This window comes from Streptomyces solicamelliae, from assembly GCF_045348655.1.
GTDB classification, from domain to species: domain Bacteria; phylum Actinomycetota; class Actinomycetes; order Streptomycetales; family Streptomycetaceae; genus Streptomyces; species Streptomyces solicamelliae.
On sequence record NZ_CP160404.1, the window covers coordinates 3,404,956 to 3,423,457 of the forward strand.

At 70.1% G+C, this 18,502-nt stretch carries 16 protein-coding genes and 1 tRNA gene; 6 read left to right on the forward strand and 11 right to left on the reverse strand.

What is annotated here, in order from left to right:
• Nucleotides 1–90 precede the first annotated feature (90 nt).
• The 3 genes from hrpA to ABZO31_RS15755 all read left to right on the forward strand — a co-directional run bounded on the left by hrpA (nucleotide 91) and on the right by ABZO31_RS15755 (nucleotide 4,698).
• Nucleotides 91–4,029, forward strand: a complete 3,939-nt coding sequence (gene hrpA / locus ABZO31_RS15745) for an ATP-dependent RNA helicase HrpA (RefSeq protein WP_406861851.1) — start codon at nucleotides 91–93, stop codon at nucleotides 4,027–4,029.
• 100 nt (nucleotides 4,030–4,129) lie between these two features.
• Nucleotides 4,130–4,204 (forward strand) — tRNA-Asp (locus ABZO31_RS15750).
• Between the two features lie 266 nt (nucleotides 4,205–4,470).
• Entirely contained in the window at nucleotides 4,471–4,698 is a 228-nt protein-coding gene (locus tag ABZO31_RS15755; RefSeq protein ID WP_406861852.1) for a DUF6274 family protein, read from the forward strand.
• Between the two features lie 231 nt (nucleotides 4,699–4,929).
• On the opposite strand, the gene bldC is transcribed toward ABZO31_RS15755, so the two are convergent.
• Together bldC and ABZO31_RS15765 are read right to left on the reverse strand one after the other, a co-directional pair.
• On the reverse strand, nucleotides 4,930–5,136 hold the full coding sequence (gene bldC, locus ABZO31_RS15760) for a developmental transcriptional regulator BldC (RefSeq protein ID WP_003949541.1): 207 nt from the start codon (nucleotides 5,134–5,136) through the stop codon (nucleotides 4,930–4,932).
• A 560-nt stretch (nucleotides 5,137–5,696) separates the two neighbouring features.
• On the reverse strand, nucleotides 5,697–6,581 hold the full coding sequence (locus ABZO31_RS15765) for a hypothetical protein (RefSeq protein WP_406861853.1): 885 nt from the start codon (nucleotides 6,579–6,581) through the stop codon (nucleotides 5,697–5,699).
• Between the two features lie 155 nt (nucleotides 6,582–6,736).
• On the opposite strand from ABZO31_RS15765, the gene ABZO31_RS15770 reads away from it, so the two are divergent.
• Nucleotides 6,737–7,819, forward strand: a complete 1,083-nt coding sequence (locus ABZO31_RS15770; RefSeq protein ID WP_406861854.1) for a Leu/Phe/Val dehydrogenase — start codon at nucleotides 6,737–6,739, stop codon at nucleotides 7,817–7,819.
• A 301-nt stretch (nucleotides 7,820–8,120) separates the two neighbouring features.
• Nucleotides 8,121–8,381: a DUF3073 domain-containing protein gene (locus ABZO31_RS15775; RefSeq protein ID WP_406861855.1), complete on the forward strand. Its 261-nt coding sequence runs from the start codon at nucleotides 8,121–8,123 to the stop codon at nucleotides 8,379–8,381.
• Between the two features lie 135 nt (nucleotides 8,382–8,516).
• On the opposite strand, the gene purM is transcribed toward ABZO31_RS15775, so the two are convergent.
• The 4 genes from purM to ABZO31_RS15795 all read right to left on the reverse strand — a co-directional run bounded on the left by purM (nucleotide 8,517) and on the right by ABZO31_RS15795 (nucleotide 13,054).
• Nucleotides 8,517–9,584: a phosphoribosylformylglycinamidine cyclo-ligase gene (purM, locus tag ABZO31_RS15780; RefSeq protein WP_406861856.1), complete on the reverse strand. Its 1,068-nt coding sequence runs from the start codon at nucleotides 9,582–9,584 to the stop codon at nucleotides 8,517–8,519.
• 45 nt (nucleotides 9,585–9,629) lie between these two features.
• Nucleotides 9,630–11,156: an amidophosphoribosyltransferase gene (purF, locus tag ABZO31_RS15785; protein ID WP_406861857.1), complete on the reverse strand. Its 1,527-nt coding sequence runs from the start codon at nucleotides 11,154–11,156 to the stop codon at nucleotides 9,630–9,632.
• Nucleotides 11,157–11,408: 252 nt separating this feature from the next.
• Nucleotides 11,409–12,224 carry an META domain-containing protein gene (locus ABZO31_RS15790; RefSeq protein ID WP_406861858.1) on the reverse strand — a complete coding sequence of 272 codons (816 nt, stop codon included), beginning with the start codon at nucleotides 12,222–12,224 and terminating at the stop codon, nucleotides 11,409–11,411.
• A gap of 41 nt (nucleotides 12,225–12,265) precedes the next feature.
• Nucleotides 12,266–13,054, reverse strand: a complete 789-nt coding sequence (locus ABZO31_RS15795) for a maleylpyruvate isomerase family mycothiol-dependent enzyme (RefSeq protein ID WP_406861859.1) — start codon at nucleotides 13,052–13,054, stop codon at nucleotides 12,266–12,268.
• Between the two features lie 102 nt (nucleotides 13,055–13,156).
• On the opposite strand from ABZO31_RS15795, the gene ABZO31_RS15800 reads away from it, so the two are divergent.
• Entirely contained in the window at nucleotides 13,157–13,561 is a 405-nt protein-coding gene (locus tag ABZO31_RS15800; protein ID WP_406861860.1) for a nuclear transport factor 2 family protein, read from the forward strand.
• Here ABZO31_RS15800 and ABZO31_RS15805 read toward each other — a convergent pair.
• The 5 genes from ABZO31_RS15805 to purS form a co-directional block, all read right to left on the reverse strand.
• Nucleotides 13,549–14,379, reverse strand: a complete 831-nt coding sequence (locus ABZO31_RS15805) for a M23 family metallopeptidase (protein WP_406861861.1) — start codon at nucleotides 14,377–14,379, stop codon at nucleotides 13,549–13,551. The two genes, ABZO31_RS15800 and ABZO31_RS15805, sit on opposite strands and share 13 nt — an antisense overlap.
• A 29-nt stretch (nucleotides 14,380–14,408) precedes the next feature.
• The gene (locus ABZO31_RS15810; RefSeq protein WP_406861862.1) at nucleotides 14,409–14,915 is read right to left on the reverse strand and encodes an ArsR/SmtB family transcription factor; all 507 of its coding nucleotides are present in this window, start codon (nucleotides 14,913–14,915) and stop codon (nucleotides 14,409–14,411) included.
• Between the two features lie 113 nt (nucleotides 14,916–15,028).
• Nucleotides 15,029–17,278, reverse strand: coding sequence for a phosphoribosylformylglycinamidine synthase subunit PurL (gene purL, locus ABZO31_RS15815; RefSeq protein WP_406861863.1), 2,250 nt, complete (start codon nucleotides 17,276–17,278; stop codon nucleotides 15,029–15,031).
• Nucleotides 17,278–17,958 carry a phosphoribosylformylglycinamidine synthase subunit PurQ gene (purQ, locus tag ABZO31_RS15820; protein WP_406861864.1) on the reverse strand — a complete coding sequence of 227 codons (681 nt, stop codon included), beginning with the start codon at nucleotides 17,956–17,958 and terminating at the stop codon, nucleotides 17,278–17,280. The genes purL and purQ overlap by 1 nt, the downstream gene beginning before the upstream one ends.
• Nucleotides 17,955–18,200, reverse strand: coding sequence for a phosphoribosylformylglycinamidine synthase subunit PurS (gene purS, locus ABZO31_RS15825; RefSeq protein ID WP_393649424.1), 246 nt, complete (start codon nucleotides 18,198–18,200; stop codon nucleotides 17,955–17,957). Before purS ends, purQ begins: the two co-directional genes overlap by 4 nt.
• Nucleotides 18,201–18,502: the final 302 nt, after the last annotated feature.

The window sequence follows — 18,502 nt, forward strand, 5'->3', positions numbered from 1 at the left end:
AAGGCCCGGCCCAGGAGCCCTGTGACCCCGGAAACAGCGCCGTAAATCGGTTCGCCGGTTCTCGGCGGCAGGTGCGATCCTGGATTCCGTATGTCTACTTCCTTCGCCGCCCTCCAGACCGTCCTGGCCGAGGTCTCGCTGCGGGACGCCCACCGGCTCGGCCGCCGTCTCGAGGGCGCCCGCCGCATCCGCAAGCCCGAGGCCCGCGCGGCCGTCCTGGACGAGATCGCCGCCGAGGCCGGCAAGGCCAAGGAGCGCGTCGACGGGCGCGCCGCCCGCGTGCCCGCGGTCACGTACCCCGAGCAGCTGCCCGTCTCGCAGAAGAAGGACGAGATCGCCGAGGCGATACGCGACCACCAGGTCGTGATCGTCGCCGGTGAGACCGGCTCCGGCAAGACGACGCAGATCCCGAAGATCTGTCTGGAGCTGGGCCGAGGCGTCCGGGGCATGATCGGGCACACCCAGCCCCGCCGGATCGCCGCCCGCACCGTCGCCGAACGCGTCGCGGAGGAGCTCCGCACCCCGCTCGGCGAGGCGGTCGGCTGGAAGGTCCGGTTCACCGACCAGGTCAACCAGGACCAGACCTTCGTCAAGCTGATGACGGACGGCATCCTGCTCGCCGAGATCCAGACGGACCGCGAGCTGCGCGCCTACGACACGATCATCATCGACGAGGCCCACGAGCGGTCCCTCAACATCGACTTCCTGCTCGGCTATCTGGCCCAGCTGCTCCCGAAGCGCCCCGACCTCAAGGTCGTGATCACCTCGGCGACCATCGACCCGGAGCGCTTCTCCCGCCACTTCGGCGACGCCCCGATCGTCGAGGTCAGCGGCCGTACGTATCCCGTCGAGGTCCGCTATCGCCCCCTCCTGGAGGAGGACGGCGAAGACGCCGACCGGGACCAGATCACCGCGATCTGCGACGCCGTCGACGAGCTCCAGTCCGAGGGTCCGGGCGACATCCTCGTCTTCCTCTCGGGCGAGCGGGAGATCCGCGACACCGCGGACGCGCTGCTCAAGAAGAAGCTCCGCAACACGGAGGTCCTCCCCCTCTACGCGCGCCTGTCGCACGCCGAGCAGCACCGCGTCTTCCAGGCCCACACCGGCCGCCGGATCGTGCTCGCCACGAACGTCGCCGAGACCTCGCTGACGGTCCCCGGCATCAAGTACGTGATCGACCCGGGCACCGCCAGGATCTCCCGCTACTCGCACCGCACCAAGGTGCAGCGGCTCCCGATCGAGCCGGTCAGCCAGGCCAGCGCCAACCAGCGCAAGGGCCGCTGCGGCCGTACGTCGGACGGCATCTGCATCCGGCTGTACTCCGAGGACGACTTCGTCACCCGGCCCGAGTTCACGGACGCGGAGATCCTCCGGACGAACCTGGCGTCGGTCATCCTGCAGATGACCGCGGCCGGCCTCGGCGACATCGAGAAGTTCCCCTTCATCGACCCGCCGGACCACCGCAACATCCGCGACGGCGTGCAGCTCCTGCAGGAGCTGGGCGCGCTGGACCCCGCGCAGAAGGATCCGAAGAAGCGGCTCACCCAGCAGGGCCGCAAGCTCTCCCAGCTGCCCGTCGACCCGCGGCTCGCCCGGATGGTCCTGGAGGCGGACCGGAACGGCTGCGTGCGCGAGGTCATGGTGATCGCGGCCGCGCTGTCCATCCAGGACCCACGCGAGCGGCCCGCCGAGAAGCAGGCCCAGGCCGACCAGCAGCACGCCCGCTTCAAGGACGAGACCAGCGACTTCCTCGCCTTCCTCAACCTGTGGCGGTACATCCGCGAGCAGCAGAAGGAGCGCGGCTCCAGCTCCTTCCGCCGGATGTGCAAGCAGGAGTACCTGAACTTCCTGCGGATCCGCGAGTGGCAGGACATCTACGCCCAGCTGCGGACGGTCGCCAAGCAGATGGGGATCCACCTCAACGAGGAGGACGCGCCGGAGCAGTCCGTCCACACCTCGCTCCTCGCGGGCCTGCTCTCCCACGTCGGCATGAAGGACGTGAAGGAGGGGGCGAAGAACGACTACCTGGGCGCACGCAACGCCAAGTTCGCGATCTTCCCCGGCTCGGCGCTGTTCAAGAAGCCGCCGCGGTTCGTGATGTCCGCCGAGCTCGTGGAGACCTCCCGCCTCTGGGCGCGGGTCAACGCGAGGATCGAGCCGGAGTGGATCGAGCCGCTCGCCCAGCACCTGGTGAAGAAGACGTACAGCGAGCCGCACTGGGAGAAGGACCAGGCGGCGGTCATGGCGATCGAGAAGGTCACGCTGTACGGCGTGCCGATCGTCACCGACCGCAAGGTGAACTACGGGAAGATCGACCCCGAGGCCTCCCGCGAGCTGTTCATCCGCAACGCGCTGGTCGAGGGCGACTGGCGCACCCACCACAAGTTCTTCTCCGACAACCGCAAACTTCTCACCGAGGTCGAGGAGTTGGAGCACCGGGCGCGGCGCCGCGACATCCTCGTCGACGACGAGACGCTCTTCGACTTCTACGACAAGCGCGTGCCCGAACACGTCGTGTCCGGCGCGCACTTCGACTCCTGGTGGAAGCACAAGCGCCATGAGGAACCGGAGTTCCTCGACTTCGAGCGCGAGATGCTCATCAACGAGAAGGCGGGTGCGGTCACCAAGGACGACTACCCGGACTCGTGGCGGCAGGGGCAGCTGAAGTTCCGGGTGACGTACCAGTTCGAGCCGGGCGCGGACGCGGACGGCGTGACCGTCCACGTCCCGCTGCAGGTGCTGAACCAGGTCACCGACGACGGCTTCGACTGGCAGATCCCGGGCCTGCGCGAGGAGGTCGTGACGGAGCTGATCCGCTCCCTGCCGAAGCCGATCCGCCGCAACTACGTCCCGGCGCCGAACTTCGCCGCCCGCTTCCTCGACTCCGTCGTGCCCGTGCAGGAGCCGCTGACGTCGGCGCTGGCGCGCGAGCTGCAGCGGATGGTCGGGGTGCCGGTCGCGGAGGAGGACTTCGACTGGGCCAAGGTCCCCGAGCACCTCAAGATCACCTTCCGGATCGTCGACGAGCGGCGGCGCAGGCTGGCCGAGGACAAGGACCTGGAGGCGCTGAAGCTGAAGCTGCGCCCCAAGGCCCGTCAGGCCCTCTCCAAGGCCGCCGCGGCGGCCACCGCCGGCCCGAGCGGCTCGGGGCAGTCCCTGGAGCGCACGGGGCTCACCGACTGGACGATCGGCACGCTGACGAAGGTCTTCGAGACGCGTCGGGCCGGGCAGCCGGTCAAGGCGTACCCGGCGCTGGTGGACGCGGGCGACACCGTGTCCGTACGGCTCTTCGACACGGAGGCCGAGCAGGCGGCGGCGATGTGGCAGGGCACCCGGAAGCTGATCATGCTGAACGTGCCCGTGAACCCGGCGAAGTTCGCCGGGGACAAGCTCACGAACCAGCAGAAGCTGGCGCTCTCCCGGAACCCGCACGGCTCGGTGCAGGCGCTCTTCGAGGACTGCGCGACCGCGGCGGCGGACAAGCTGATCGCGGACCACGGCGGGCCGGCGTGGGACGAGGAGTCGTTCCGGAAGCTGTTCGACAAGGTCCGGACGGACCTGGTCGAGCTGACCATCCGCACGGTGAGCCAGGTCCAGCAGGTCCTGGCGGCCTGGCAGGCCTGTGAGCGCCGTCTGAAGGCGACGAACAGCCTGGCGCTGATCAACAACGTGACGGACGTCCGGAACCAGCTCGCCTGGCTGATGCCGGCCGGCTTCGTCACCCGTACGGGCCTGCGGCGGCTGCCGGACCTGATGCGCTATCTGGTCGCGGCGGACCGCCGGCTGCAGCAGATGCCGACGGGCGTCCAGCGGGACACCACCCGTATGGAGAAGGTCCACGAGATGCTCGACGAGTACGCCTGGCTGCTCGAACAGCTCCCGAAGGGCCGCCCGGTGCCGGCGGAGGTCACGGACATCCGCTGGATGATCGAGGAGCTGCGGGTGAGCTACTTCGCCCACGCCCTGGGCACGGCGTACCCGGTCTCGGACAAGCGGATCGTGAAGGCGATCGACGCGGCCGTCCCGTAGCGGCCGGGGCCCCGGGAGCGCGGCCCCGCGCCAGTTCGACCTGACCGTCTGACCTGCTGTACAGTCATCCTCGCAGCCACGGCAACAAGGCTGCGAGCAAGGTCCTGTGGAGCAGTTTGGAGTGCTCGCCACCCTGTCAAGGTGGAGGCCGCGGGTTCAAATCCCGTCAGGACCGCAGTGAAGAGCGAAGGCCCACACCACAAGGTGTGGGCCTTCGTCGTCGTAGGACGCAGCCGTCAAAAGGCCGCGCCACGCGGCGGAGCCGCGAATCGACAGGGCAAATCCCGTCAGGACCGCAGTAGAACGCAAGGCCCGCACCGGAAGGTGCGGGCCTTGCGTCGTATACGAGCCGTTCCGCCTATGCCCGGGCGTCTTGACGGAGTCATCCCGCGCCGGTACCCCGGATGCAGGGATGCGGGGCCCACAGCGGAGGTGGCGCGCATGGCGGCGGCGTCGACGGCGAGGCACGAGACCGGCGCGCTGCTGCGCGCGCATCTGGCGGCCGCATCGCGGTACGGCCATGCCACCCGCACCTGCCCCGTCTGTCATCGCCTCCAGCGGCTCGCCATGGAGGCGGACGATCCGGTCGCGGAGAGCGCGGACGGGGCCGCGGAGGACGGCGAGGGCGAGGACGGAACCCCCCTCCCGCAGTGTGACGCGAGTCACTGAAAGACTTTCAGAAACTCTTTCACTTACACCCTCCCTACAGCCAGCCCATTTAATATGTGCAATTGCACCACTCTCGCCGGCCAAAAAGAAGATCGCGCTGGACCCGGCGGAGTCCAGCGCGATCGATGACACAGAGCCTGTTGGGGCAGGCGACCGGTCGGCAGAGCTAGGGGTGGGCGGCCGGATTGGGGGACCCGGATCAGCCCGGTGTTACGGGGTGTTGCTGCTGGCTCAGGCCTCGCTGCGCTGCTGCGGAATACCCGCCAGCAGGGCGCGGACCTCTGCCTCGCGGTACCGGCGGTGCCCACCCAGCGTCCGGATGGACGTGAGCTTGCCCGCCTTCGCCCAGCGGGTCACCGTCTTCGGGTCCACGCGGAACATCGTGGCAACCTCGGCGGGGGTAAGCAGCGGCTCGGCATCAGGGGTGCGAGCGGTCATGAGCGGCCTCCTCGGGAGAACCGAACCATCTCGGTTCTTTCCTCTAAATTCTGCACCTTGACCCGCGTTGCCCGAAATGGCGGACGCGAGCCGAGTCGGTTATAGGACGAACGGCTTGTCCTCGGCACTACAACTACACCATCTGTCCAGCCACGTCGGCCAAACCGATGGAATTGCCCTCTCAGGTGTCCATCAGCGACGGAAGCCGATGGACCATGCCATAGCGGACAGTCACACCGCAGTGACGATCAGTCACACGGTGATCAGGAGGCCCAAGACCCCCCATGGAGTGCAATGCTGAGCATTCCGCCCACAGTTGGACGGAAGGAACCCTCCCCGGACTCCTTGTCCTATTTTGGCACGAGGGTGGGCGATCGGCGCAAGGGTGCACTAAGTGCTGTCCGTCACGCTTGAGCCAAAGGCCCGGATCGGGACCTACGTCCCGCGCCGACCCGCCCCAAGGACCCTGCGCCCTTAAAGATCATTTACATCAGACGCCCGCCGCTTGTCGACGGTTCCTCGATCAACAGTTCGCCGACATCCCCCGCGCACGCCCCCGCTCAGTTCGCGAACTGCCGGTCCCGCACCGCGCGCCACCGCTCCATCAGCCGCCCGTACGCCTCGCCCGCCGCCTCGGCGTCGCCGTCCCGCAGCGCCGCGATCCCCTCGGCCACGTCCGCCGCCGACCGGTCCTCCTCCAGCGCCGCCGCCGGCATCGCGTGCACCAGGCCCCCGTAGTCCAGCTCCACCAGCGAGCGCGGATGGAACTCCTCCAGCCAGCGGCCCACGTCGACCAGACCCTCCGTCAGCGGCCCCTCGTCGATCGTCTCCCGCAGCGTCCGCAGCGCCCGGGCGAGCCGCCGCCGCGCCTGCACCATCGGCGTCCGGTACCGCAGCACCGCAGGCGCGCCCTCCGCGGGGACCCCCGACCCGTCCTCCGCGGCGCCCTCCGCCGCGCCCCCGGGCACGTACTCGCGCTCCTCGTCGGCGAACAGCGCGAACCACCGCACCGGCACCTCCCACACCGAGGTACGGATCCACGGCCGCGCGTCCGGGTTCCGCTCCCGCCACTCCTCGAAGTCCGCCGCGGCCTGCGCCCGCACCACCGGCGGCAGCATCGCGTCGAGCAACGGCCCCGGCAGCGTCTCCACCAGCTCCGTCATCGCCAGCCAGCCCCGCAGCCGGGTCCGCCACGGACAGACGCAGACCACCCCGTCCGCCTCCGCCACGAAGGCGTCCGCGCTCTCGTGGACCGGCACCGGGACCGGCGGCGTCGGCGCCAAGTCCGCCAGCGAACGCCGCAGTTCGTCCTGCGCCGTGGGGGTCTCGGCGCGCCGCGCGTACCGCGCCCAGTGCGCCCGTTCCGGCTCCGGGAAGGCCGCCAGCGGCTCGTACACACGCAGATAGGAGGCGTAAGGGACGCGCGCGGAGGAGACGACCGACATGCCGCGAATCCTTCCACGCGGGTACTCCGCCAGGGGGTGATCCGCAGCACTGCGGCGGATCTACCAACCCGTAGGACTTACGCTGCTGCCGAACCGGTCCCTCCCCACCCGCAGGAGGGACTTCTACCGCCGCTTCGTACTTGGGAGTCACCACCGTGACCGATGTGACCGACGGCGTCCTGCACACCCTGTTCCACTCGGAGCAGGGAGGCCACGAACAAGTCGTGCTGTGCCAGGACCGCGCCTCCGGCCTGAAGGCCGTCATCGCCCTCCACTCCACCGCCCTGGGCCCGGCCCTCGGCGGCACCCGCTTCTACCCGTACGCCAACGAGGCGGAGGCCGTCGCCGACGCGCTGAACCTCGCGCGCGGGATGTCGTACAAGAACGCCATGGCCGGTCTGGAGCACGGCGGCGGCAAGGCCGTGATCATCGGCGACCCGGAGAAGATCAAGAGCGAGGAGCTGCTGCTGGCCTACGGCCGGTTCGTGGCCTCCCTCGGCGGCCGGTACGTGACGGCCTGCGACGTCGGCACCTACGTCGCCGACATGGACGTCGTCGCCCGCGAGAACCGCTGGACCACCGGCCGCTCCCCCGAGAACGGCGGCGCCGGCGACTCCTCCGTGCTCACCGCGTACGGCGTCTTCCAGGGCATGCGCGCCTCCGCCCAGACCGTCTGGGGCGACCCGACGCTGCGCGGCCGCAAGGTCGGCGTCGCGGGCGTCGGCAAGGTCGGCCACTACCTGGTCGAGCACCTCCTCGAGGACGGCGCCGAGGTCGTGATCACGGACGTCCGCGAGGAGTCGGTCCGCCGGATCACCGACAAGCACCCGCAGGTCACCGTGGTCGCCGACACCGACGCGCTGATCCGTGTCGAGGGCCTGGACGTGTACGCGCCCTGCGCGCTCGGCGGCGCCCTGAACGACGACACCGTGCCCGTGCTGACCGCCAAGGTGGTCTGCGGCGCGGCGAACAACCAGCTCGCCCACCCGGGCGTCGAGAAGGACCTCGCCGACCGCGGGATCCTCTACGCGCCCGACTACGTCGTCAACGCCGGCGGCGTGATCCAGGTGGCCGACGAGCTGCACGGCTTCGACTTCGACCGCTGCAAGAAGAAGGCGTCGAAGATTTTCGACACCACGCTCGAGATCTTCGCACGTGCGAAGTCGGACGGCGTTCCGCCGGCCGCCGCGGCCGACCGGATCGCCGAGCAGCGGATGGCCGAGGCACGCCGCGGCTGATTCTTGACAGGTCGGCCCGCCGGGTCCCTCTTTGGAGGTTCACCCAGAGGCAGAGACAAGACTCACGCCGGTCGGCGGGTCGACCTCAAGATGGGGTTAAAATCGCGGTTGACCAGCGAGGACAGGGCTCCTCGAAGGTTCTGCTCCGGGGCACGTGATGCGGGCGGCGTACCGTATGGCCGAGGAAGCAGGTACCGTTGAAGCCCTACGGACCGGTCTCTCCTCCGAGAGCCCGTTCCGAATCATGAACGCGTGTCAAGACTCTGGGGCCGTCGAGCCCCGTCACCGAGGGGGTCGAGCCATGGGGCGCGGCCGGGCAAAGGCCAAGCAGACGAAGGTCGCCCGCCAGCTGAAGTACAGCAGCGGCGGGACGGACCTGTCGCGTCTGGCCAACGAGCTGGGCGCATCGACTTCGAGCCAGCCGCCGAATGGCGAGCCGTTCGAGGACGACGACGAGGAAGACGACCCGTACGCGCAGTACGCGGATCGTTACAACGACGACGATGACGAGGACGAGGACGACGAGTCCGGTCCTGCGGCGTCGTCCCAGCGTCGCGCTTGACGACCTCATCCTGATCCACACCAACCCGGTCCGGGCTTCCTGGACCGGGTTTCTGTGCGTTCTGCGCAGGTCCTGACGACCGGACCCCGCGAGCCCTTGCAGTCCATGGACCACAAGGGCTCGGGAGAAGGACGATCAGGCGGCGTAGTCGCCGACCAGTTCCGCGCCCGTGGTGTGCGCGCCGCGCTCGGTGATCTCGCCGGCCACCCAGGACTCCACCCCGCGGTCCGCGAGCGTGGCCAGGGCCACGTCGACGGAGTCCGCCGGGACGACGGCCATCATGCCGACGCCCATGTTCAGGGTCTTCTCGAGCTCGAGCCGCTCGACCTGTCCGGCCTTGCCGACCAGGTCGAAGATCGCGCCCGGGGTCCAGGTCGAACGGTCGACCGTGGCGTGCAGCCCGTCCGGGATCACCCGCGCCAGGTTGGCCGCGAGACCGCCGCCGGTGATGTGGCTGAAGGCGTGGACGTCGGTGGTCCGGGTCAGCGCCAGGCAGTCCAGGGAGTAGATCTTGGTGGGCTCCAGGAGCTCCTCGCCGAGCGTCCGGCCGAGCTCCTCGACCTGCTGGTCGAGGGTCATGCCGGCTCGGTCGAAGACCACGTGCCGGACGAGCGAGTACCCGTTGGAGTGAAGACCGGAGGACTCCATGGCGATGACCGCGTCACCCGAACGGATGCGATCCGCGCCGAGCAGCCGGTCGTACTCCACGACGCCCGTACCGGCGCCCGCGACGTCGAAGTCGTCCGGGCCGAGGAGGCCCGGGTGCTCCGCCGTCTCGCCGCCGACCAGCGCGCAGCCGGCCAGGACGCAGCCCTCGGCGATGCCCTTGACGATGGCGGCGACCCGCTCGGGGTGGACCTTTCCGACGCAGATGTAGTCGGTCATGAACAGCGGCTCGGCGCCGCAGACGACGATGTCGTCCATGACCATCGCGACCAGGTCGTGGCCGATCGTGTCGTACACGCCCATCTGGCGGGCGATGTCGACCTTCGTGCCGACGCCGTCCGTCGCCGAGGCGAGCAGCGGGCGCTCGTAGCGCTTGAGGGCGGAGGCGTCGAAGAGGCCGGCGAAGCCTCCGAGGCCGCCGAGGACCTCGGGGCGCTGGGTCTTCTTCACCCACTCCTTCATGAGCTCGACGGCGCGGTCGCCCGCCTCGATGTCGACGCCCGCGGCTGCGTAGCTGGCACCAGTGGTCTCAGACATGCTGAAGAGCTTTCCTGTCGGTACTGCGGTGTGTGCAGCGGGGTCTTACGGGCGGCGCAGGGCGTCGGCGGCCGCGGTGGCGGCGGGGCCGGCGGCCAGCTCCGTCTCGAGCAGCTGCTTGCCGAGCAGCTCCGGGTCCGGGAGCTCCATCGGGTACTCGCCGTCGAAGCAGGCCCGGCAGAGGTTCGGCTTGTCGATGGTGGTCGCCTCGATCATCCCGTCGAGCGAGATGTACGAGAGCGAGTCCGCGCCGAGCGACTTGCCGATCTCGTCGACGGTCATGCCGTTGGCGATCAGCTCCGCGCGGGTGGCGAAGTCGATGCCGAAGAAGCACGGCCACTTGACCGGCGGGGAGGAGATCCGGATGTGGACCTCGGCGGCGCCCGCCTCGCGGAGCATCCGGACGAGGGCGCGCTGCGTGTTGCCGCGGACGATCGAGTCGTCGACGACGACCAGCTTCTTCCCCTTGATGACTTCCTTCAGGGGGTTCAGCTTCAGCCGGATGCCGAGCTGGCGGATGGTCTGGGACGGCTGGATGAAGGTCCGGCCGACGTACGCGTTCTTCACCAGGCCGGCGCCGAACGGGATGCCGGAGGCCTCCGCGTAGCCGATCGCGGCGGGGGTGCCGGACTCGGGCGTGGCTATGACCAGGTCGGCCTCGACCGGGGCCTCCTTCGCGAGCCGGCGGCCCATCTCCACGCGGGAGAGGTACACGTTCCGGCCGGCGATGTCGGTGTCCGGGCGGGCCAGGTACACGTACTCGAAGACACAGCCCTTGGGCTTCGCTTCCGCGAATCGCGACGTTCGGATGCCGTTCTCGTCGATCGCGATCATCTCGCCCGGCTCGACCTCGCGGACGAAGCTGGCGCCGCAGATGTCGAGGGCGGCGGACTCGGACGCGACGACCCAGCCGCGCTCGAGGCGGCCGAGGACCAGCGGGCGGATGCCCTGCGGGTCACGCGCCGCGTAGAGCGTGTGCTCGTCCATGAAGACGAGGGAGAAGGCGCCCCGGACCTCGGGGAGGATCTTCGCGGCGGCCTGCTCGATGGTGAGCGGCTTGCCGTCCTCGTCGACCTGGCCCGCGAGCAGCGCGGTGACCAGGTCGGTGTCGTTGGTGGCGGCGACCTGGGTGGCGCGGCCGTCCTTCTTGGGCAGGTCGGCGACCATGTCGGCGAGCTGCGCCGTGTTCACCAGGTTGCCGTTGTGGCCGAGCGCGATCGAGCCGTGGGCGGTTGCCCGGAACGTCGGCTGCGCGTTCTCCCACACGGAGGCCCCGGTGGTCGAGTAGCGGGCGTGACCGACCGCGATATGACCTTGGAGGGAACCGAGAGAGGTCTCGTCGAAGACCTGGGACACGAGGCCCATGTCCTTGAAGACGAGGATCTGGGAGCCGTTGCTGACCGCGATTCCCGCGGATTCCTGACCCCGATGCTGGAGGGCGTAGAGCCCGAAGTACGTGAGCTTTGCGACCTCTTCGCCCGGAGCCCAGACACCGAAGACGCCACACGCGTCCTGGGGGCCTTTCTCGCCGGGGAGCAGGTCGTGATTGAGTCGACCGTCACCACGTGGCACGGCTCCGAGTGTAGGCGAGATCGACCACTGGTCCGAATTGGGGAAAGTACGGGAGGGCGCAGGTCGTGCGATCGCACGAGCTGATCCACCGGCGTACGCGAGAACGTCCGGGTGCCCCGCACCCCTGGTGAGAGAAGGGGTCCAGCGGGTCGCCGGAGCGGCGCCCTGCGGCGAGCGGACGCTCGTACGGGGGCCGGGGGCGGGCGGTGAGTGTGACGGAGGTCCCAGTGACACCCGTCCCCGGATGCGGCCTCAGTCCTTGACTACGCGCGTTGCGGAGGCCGCCACGCCCGAGCCGTCCGGGGTGGTGAGGGTGAGCTGACGGACGTGGAGCGCGTACGTGGCGTCCCGGCTCTCGAAGACCTTCAGCATCGCCTTCTCCACGGTCATCTGCGGCGGGGCGCAGACCATCCGCGTGGAGACGACCCGGCCGAAGGAGATCGTCGAGCCGGAGACCGTGGCCGTCGTGGAGAAGCGGTTGCAGCCGAGGTTCCCGGCGACCCGGCCGTCCGCGCCGATGACGAAGTGCGCGCGGCCCTCGGTGCCGGCGGGCAGCGAGGAGGCGGTCTCGCCGGAGACCAGGGTGTCGACCGTCCACTTCGTGCCCTTGAGCGGGGCGGGCGGCTGGGAGCTGAGCACGAGCGTGTCGCCGTCCGGGCGGGTCAGAGTCAGGGTGTCCCCGTCGACGACGGCCTTGAGCCTGCCGTCGAAGGTCCGGTGCAGCAGCTTCTCGAAGCTCTGCCGCTCCGCGTCACAGCCCATCTCGGTGGTCTCGCCGAGGCTGACGGTCACGGTGTCGTCCTCCACCGTGGCCGCGCCGCCGAAGTGGTTGCAGCCGGAGTTGCCGGCGGCTCGGCCGTTCTCGGTGAACTCCACGTACGCGCCGGCCGGGGCGGTGGTCTTCTTCCCGTCCGCGGTGATCGTGTCGAAGGTCCAGCGGACGTTGGCGACGAACACGTCCGCGTCGACCGTGCCGGACCCGGCACCCGTACCGCTCTCGGTACCGCAGGCGGCGAGCAGGACGAGGGAGGCCAGGGCGGCGACTGCGGTGATACGCGGCTTCTGCATGCCGATGGGACGGCGCCGCCGCCGTCCCGGTTCCGTGTGCGTCAGCCCATCAGCGGCAGCAGATCCGTGAGGTCCGCGCGCTCGCCGCTCGCCGAGACACGGGCCGCGTCGAGTTCGGTGGCCCAGTGCGCACGGCCGGTGGCCAGGCGGAGCCACGTCAGCGGGTCGGTCTCGACGACGTTGGGCGGGGTGCCGCGGGTGTGCCGCGGGCCCGGGACGCACTGCACGACCGCGTACGGCGGGATCCGCACCTCCACCGCGCCGCCCGGGACCTTGGCGGCGAGCGCGTCGGCGAGCAGCCGGGTGCAGGCGGCGAGGGCCTGGCGGTCGTACGGGATCTCCAGGCCCGCCGCCGCGTTGAGGTCGTCGGTGTGGACGACCAGCTCGACGGTGCGGGTGACCAGGAAATCCGCCAGGCGCATCGCGCCGAACCGGGTCGGCACCAGCCGCTCGTCCCCGGCGCCGGCCAGGCTCCGCGTGTACCGCTCCGCCGTCTCTGCGTACAGCGCCGGCAGGTCGCCGGCCTCGATCGCGCGGGTGTCCTCGTCGATCCGCCCGGCCGCGGAGGCCGTGGCGAGCGGCCACTGCAGGAGGGCCAGCTCCAGCTTCGCGGGCTCCGGCCCGTCGAGGTACCGGGAGACCGCCCCGACCGCCATCGTCAGGTGCGCGGCCAGGTCCCGTACCGTCCAGTCCCCCAGCCGGGTCGGCGCGGCGAGCTGCTCGGGCGTGAGCCGCTCCACCGCCGCCCGCACGTTCCCGAACTGGGCGAGCACGGCGGCCCGGATCTTGGCGGAGTCGTACGAACGCGGGCGCTTCTTGGCAGGGGGCATGGGCCCGAGGCTAGCCAGTGCCGGCCGGTCCGGGCACCGTGTGGCAGGGCCGCTACCCCCGGCGGAGACTGGGAAGAGGGCTACGAGGGGGGTGGAGGGATCATGGCGGAACACCCGCACGCCGCGTTGGTGCGCAAGGGCTACGAGGCCTTCGGCAGAGGAGACATGGAGACGCTCGCCGACCTGATGACCGGCGACTGTGTCCACCACGCGCCCGGCGAGAGCCAGATGTCCGGGCACGTCAAGGGCCGCGAGAACATCCTGGCCCATTTCGCCAAGCTCATGGAGCTGACCAACGGCACCTTCCGCGTGGAGCTGCTGGACGTCTACCCGGACGGTCGGGGCCACGTCATGTCCGTGCACAAGTGGCACGGTGACCGCGGCGACCGCGGTATCGAGATGAAGGGCGGCCTCTTCTTCACGATCGTCGGGGACAAGATGACCGACGTCGACGAGTGCGTCGCGGACATCGACGAGTCCGACGCCTTCTGGGGTCAGGCCGAGTAGACCGCGGGCTCCGCCTCGAACGTCTCCCGGTTCCTCGGCACGCCGACACCGCGCCAGGTGAACGGCACACCGCGCGCGGTGTCCAGGTCCGGGCCGTCCATCAGCTGGAAGTGGACGTGCGGCTCGCTGGAGTTGCCCGAGTTGCCGCAGCGGGCGAGCAGCTGCCCGGCGGCGACCCGGTCGCCGGGCCGCACGGCCAGCGAGTTCCGCTGCAGGTGCGCGTACATCGCGTACGTGCCGTCGCCGAGGTCCAGGACCAGGTGGTTGCCGGTGACCCGGCGGGCGCCGAGCATCGCGCGCACGGCGGACTCGACGACCAGCAGGTACAGCACGGCCGGCAGCGAGTTGCGGCTCAGGTGGTCGCGCCGGCCGTCCTCGGCGTGCACGACGGTGGCGTCGGCGACCGCGTGCAGCGGGGCACCGAAGGCGGGGAAGTCCGCGCTCCGCCGGGCGAGCGGCCAGAACAGGACGGGCCGGGGGCGCGGCTGCTCGTCGGACTCCGCGGTGATGTCGATCGCGTACGTCTGCCCGAACTGGTGCGTGCCGTGGCTGGGCGTGCGGTCCGCCGGGCTGTTCAGCGCCGACCAGCGGCCGGTGACCGGCGGCAGTACCTCGACCGGCTCCCGCTCCGGCAGCGCCCCGAGCTCCCGGTGCCTGGTCAGCGCGAGCGTGAGCCCGAGCGCGCCGCCGGCCGCGGCGGGCAGCCAGCCGGCCCAGTACGGATACGGCGGCTCGACGAAGACCGAGGCGACGGCCTGGACGACGAACACCAGCCAGAGTGCGCGGTGGACGATCACCGCGGCCTTGCGTACGGACATGAGCGCTTCCCCCTGAAGACGTGTGCGGTCTAGGGACGGGCCGCCGTGAGCAGCACCAGGAGGGGGACGACCCGCGTTCCCGGCACCTCGTGGCGGCCGCGTCCGGTGGTGTGGAGCCAGCCGGCGGCGGTCAGCTGGCGCAGGTGGTGGTAGATCTGGCCGGTCGTGCCGATCTCCTCCAGCTCCGCCAGTTCGGCGGCGGTACGGCGGCCGCCGAGGATCTCCCGCAGCAGCCGGAGCCGTACGGGATGGCCGAGCGCGGCGAACGCGTCGGCGGCCTCGGACCAGTCGCGGTCGAGCAGGTCCTCCGCGAGCGCGCCGAACTGCCACTCGTACCGCTCCGCCGTGGGCAGCCGGACCGCCCCGGTGAACAGCACCCCGCCGTCCGCCGCCGCCTCGCCGGCCTCGGCGAGCTGCGCCTTGAGGCCGTCGAGGGCCCAGAAGTCGCCCTCGGCCTGCGGGTGCTCCGTACGCCCGGCGCTCTCCAGGGCCGCCATGCGCCGCTCGAGTTCGGCGACGCGCTCCTCCAGCTCCATGGATTCGAGATTACGTAATCACGTAATCTCGTGCAAGCGTGAGAGGGAGGGCGGGTGGGAAACACGAAGGCCCCCGCCATCACGGCGGGGGCCCTGCGCGTCAGAGCGACGGGTCAGGCCAGCAGGCCCGGGATCGTCGCCTCGTGCGCGGTGCGCAGCTCCTCCAGGGAGAGCGTGAACTCGCCCTGGACGTCGACCGCGTCGCCGTCGACGACACCGATGCGGGTCGCGGGCAGACCGCGCGCCCCGCACATGTCGGTGAAGCGGAGCTCCTCGCTGCGCGGGACGGACACGACCGCACGGCCGGCCGACTCGCTGAAGAGGAACGTGAAGGCGTCCAGACCCTCGGGCACGACCAGGCGCGCGCCCGTCCCGCCGCGCAGGCAGGACTCGACGACCGCCTGGACCAGACCGCCGTCCGAGAGGTCGTGCGCCGCGTCGATCATCCCGTCGCGGGAGCCCGAGATCAGGATCTCGGCCAGCAGCTTCTCGCGGTCGAGGTCCACGGCCGGCGGCAGACCGCCGAGGTGCCGGTGGATGACCTCGGACCACGCCGAGCCGCCGAACTCCTCCTTGGTGTCGCCCAGCAGGTAGAGGAGCTGGCCCTCTTCCGCGAAGGCGATCGGGGTGCGGCGGTTGACGTCGTCGATCACACCGAGCACGGCCACGACCGGCGTCGGGTGGATCGCCACCTCACCGGTCTGGTTGTACAGCGACACGTTGCCGCCGGTGACCGGGGTGCCGAGCTGCAGGCAGCCGTCCGCGAGACCACGGGTGGCCTCGGCGAACTGCCACATGACGGCCGGGTCCTCGGGCGAGCCGAAGTTCAGGCAGTCGGAGATCGCCAGCGGCTTGGCGCCGGAGGCGGCGACGTTGCGGTACGCCTCCGCCAGCGCGAGCTGCGCGCCGGTGTACGGGTCGAGCTTGGCGTACCGGCCGTTGCCGTCGGTCGCCATGGCGACGCCGAGGTTGGTCTCCTCGTCGATGCGGACCATGCCCGCGTCCTCGGGCTGGGCGAGCACGGTGTTGCCCTGCACGAAGCGGTCGTACTGGTCCGTGATCCAGGACTTCGACGCCTGGTTGGGCGACGAGACGACCTTCAGGACCTGGTCCTTCAGCTCCGCGCCGGTCTGCGGGCGGGCCAGCTTGCCGGCGTCGTCCGCCTGCAGCGCGTCCTGCCACTCGGGGCGGGCGTACGGGCGGTGGTACGTCGGGCCCTCGTGGGCGACGGTGCCCGGGGGCACGTCCACGATCAGCTCGCCGTGCCAGAAGATCTCCAGGTGGTCGCCGTCCGTGACCTCACCGATGACGGTGGCGGTGACGTCCCACTTCTCGCAGATCTCCATGAAGCGGTCGACGTGCTGCGGCTCGACGATCGCGCACATGCGCTCCTGCGACTCGCTCATGAGGATCTCCTCAGGAGAGAGCGTGGCGTCGCGCAGCGGCACGGTGTCCAGCTCGACCTTCATGCCGCCGGAGCCGGCCGAGGCCAGCTCGGAGGTGGCGCAGGACAGGCCGGCGCCGCCGAGGTCCTGGATGCCCGCGACCAGCTTCTCCTTGAAGATCTCCAGGGTGCACTCGATGAGGAGCTTCTCCTGGAACGGGTCGCCGACCTGGACGGCGGGGCGCTTGGTGGGCTTGGTGTCGTCGAAGGTCTCGGACGCGAGGACCGAGACACCGCCGATGCCGTCGCCGCCGGTGCGGGCGCCGTAGAGGATCACCTTGTTGCCGGGGCCGGAGGCCTTGGCGAGGTGGATGTCCTCGTGCTTCATCACGCCGATGCAGCCGGCGTTGACCAGCGGGTTGCCCTGGTAGCACTCGTCGAAGACGACCTCGCCGCCGATGTTCGGCAGCCCCAGGCAGTTGCCGTAGCCGCCGATGCCGGCGACGACGCCGGGCAGGACGCGCTTGGTGTCGGGGTGGTCGGCCGCGCCGAAGCGCAGCGGGTCCACGACCGCGACCGGGCGGGCGCCCATGGCGAGGATGTCGCGGACGATGCCGCCGACGCCGGTGGCCGCGCCCTGGTAGGGCTCGATGTAGCTCGGGTGGTTGTGCGACTCGACCTTGAAGGTGACCGCGTAACCCTGGCCCACGTCGACGACGCCCGCGTTCTCGCCGATGCCGACGAGCATGGCGTCGTTCTCGGGGACCTTCTCGCCGAACTGCTTCAGGTGGACCTTGCTGCTCTTGTAGGAGCAGTGCTCGGACCACATGACGGAGTACATGGCCAGCTCGGCGCCGGTGGGACGGCGGCCGAGGATCTCGCGGATCCGGTCGTACTCGTCCTGCTTCAGGCCGAGCTCGGCCCACGGCTGCTCGACGTCCGGCGTCTCGGAGGCGTGCTTGACGGTGTCGAGGCTCATCAGGCGTTGACCAGCTTCTTGAGGATCGAGGTGAAGAATCCGAGCCCGTCCGTCTTGCCGGTGCCGACCAGCGGCTCGACGGCGTGCTCGGGGTGCGGCATGAGGCCGACCACGTTGCCCGCGGCGTTGGTGATGCCCGCGATGTCGCGCAGCGAGCCGTTGGGGTTCATGTCCAGGTAGCGGAAGGCCACCCGCCCCTCGGCCTCCAGCTCGTCGAGCGTGCGCTCGTCGGCGACGTACCGGCCGTCCATGTTCTTGAGCGGGACCTCGATCTGCTGGCCCTGCTCGTAGTCCACGGTCCAGGCGGTCTGCGCGTTCTCCACGCGCAGCTTCTGGTCGCGGCAGATGAAGTGCAGGTGGTTGTTGCGCAGCATCGCGCCCGGCAGCAGATGGGCCTCGGTGAGGATCTGGAAGCCGTTGCAGATACCGAGGACGGGCATGCCCGCCTTCGCCTGCTCGATGATCGTCTCCATCACCGGCGAGAAGCGGGAGATGGCTCCGGCCCGCAGGTAGTCGCCGTAGGAGAAGCCGCCGGCCAGGACCACCGCGTCGACCTGCTTCAGGTCCTTGTCACGGTGCCAGAGCGAGACGGGCTCGGCGCCGGCCAGCCTGGCGGCGCGCAGTGCGTCCTGGTCGTCGAGAGTCCCAGGAAAGGTGACGACTCCGATGCGAGCGGTCACGACTCCACCTTCACGGTGAAGTCCTCGATCACGGTGTTGGCGAGGAAGGTTTCGGCCATCTCATGGATGCGGGCGAGGGCGGCGTCGTCGACGGGACCCTCCACCTCGAGCTCGAAGCGCTTCCCCTGACGGACGTCGGCGATCCCCTGGAAACCGAGGCGCGGCAGTGCACGGTGCACCGCCTGCCCCTGCGGGTCGAGGATCTCCGGCTTGAGCATGACGTCGACTACGACGCGTGCCACTGGCACTCCCGGTGGTGTGTTGCGTGGGCGGTTCCCTCAGCGTACCTGCCTCCAAATTCTACGCGAGTAGACTTTTGGAGGAGCACACAAAGACCTCCAGGAAAAATCCACGTGAAAAATCGCGGCGCCCATTGCCGCCGACGTGACACGCTGATGGAATTGCCGGGGCTTCACGATGTCGTGCCGACCGCTGTACAAAGGAATCCAGAGGAAAGCAGCATTGCCCCTCAACCGCCGGAAAATCCGGCATCGCCGCATGTCAGGGCAGGCCCAGCAGGCAGGCCGGGCGCGACGAACCGCAG

Excerpts from the sequence above, each read along its gene's own strand:
- hrpA (WP_406861851.1), top strand. The coding sequence starts at position 91 with ATGTCTACTTCCTTCGCCGCCCTCCAGACCGTCCTGGCCGAGGTCTCG.
- ABZO31_RS15755 (WP_406861852.1), top strand. The coding sequence starts at position 4,471 with ATGGCGGCGGCGTCGACGGCGAGGCACGAGACCGGCGCGCTGCTGCGC.
- bldC (WP_003949541.1), bottom strand. The coding sequence starts at position 5,136 with ATGACCGCTCGCACCCCTGATGCCGAGCCGCTGCTTACCCCCGCCGAG.
- ABZO31_RS15765 (WP_406861853.1), bottom strand. The coding sequence starts at position 6,581 with ATGTCGGTCGTCTCCTCCGCGCGCGTCCCTTACGCCTCCTATCTGCGT.
- ABZO31_RS15775 (WP_406861855.1), top strand. The coding sequence starts at position 8,121 with ATGGGGCGCGGCCGGGCAAAGGCCAAGCAGACGAAGGTCGCCCGCCAG.
- purM (WP_406861856.1), bottom strand. The coding sequence starts at position 9,584 with ATGTCTGAGACCACTGGTGCCAGCTACGCAGCCGCGGGCGTCGACATC.
- ABZO31_RS15790 (WP_406861858.1), bottom strand. The coding sequence starts at position 12,224 with ATGCAGAAGCCGCGTATCACCGCAGTCGCCGCCCTGGCCTCCCTCGTC.
- ABZO31_RS15795 (WP_406861859.1), bottom strand. The coding sequence starts at position 13,054 with ATGCCCCCTGCCAAGAAGCGCCCGCGTTCGTACGACTCCGCCAAGATC.
- ABZO31_RS15800 (WP_406861860.1), top strand. The coding sequence starts at position 13,157 with ATGGCGGAACACCCGCACGCCGCGTTGGTGCGCAAGGGCTACGAGGCC.
- ABZO31_RS15805 (WP_406861861.1), bottom strand. The coding sequence starts at position 14,379 with ATGTCCGTACGCAAGGCCGCGGTGATCGTCCACCGCGCACTCTGGCTG.
- ABZO31_RS15810 (WP_406861862.1), bottom strand. The coding sequence starts at position 14,915 with ATGGAGCTGGAGGAGCGCGTCGCCGAACTCGAGCGGCGCATGGCGGCC.
- purL (WP_406861863.1), bottom strand. The coding sequence starts at position 17,278 with ATGAGCCTCGACACCGTCAAGCACGCCTCCGAGACGCCGGACGTCGAG.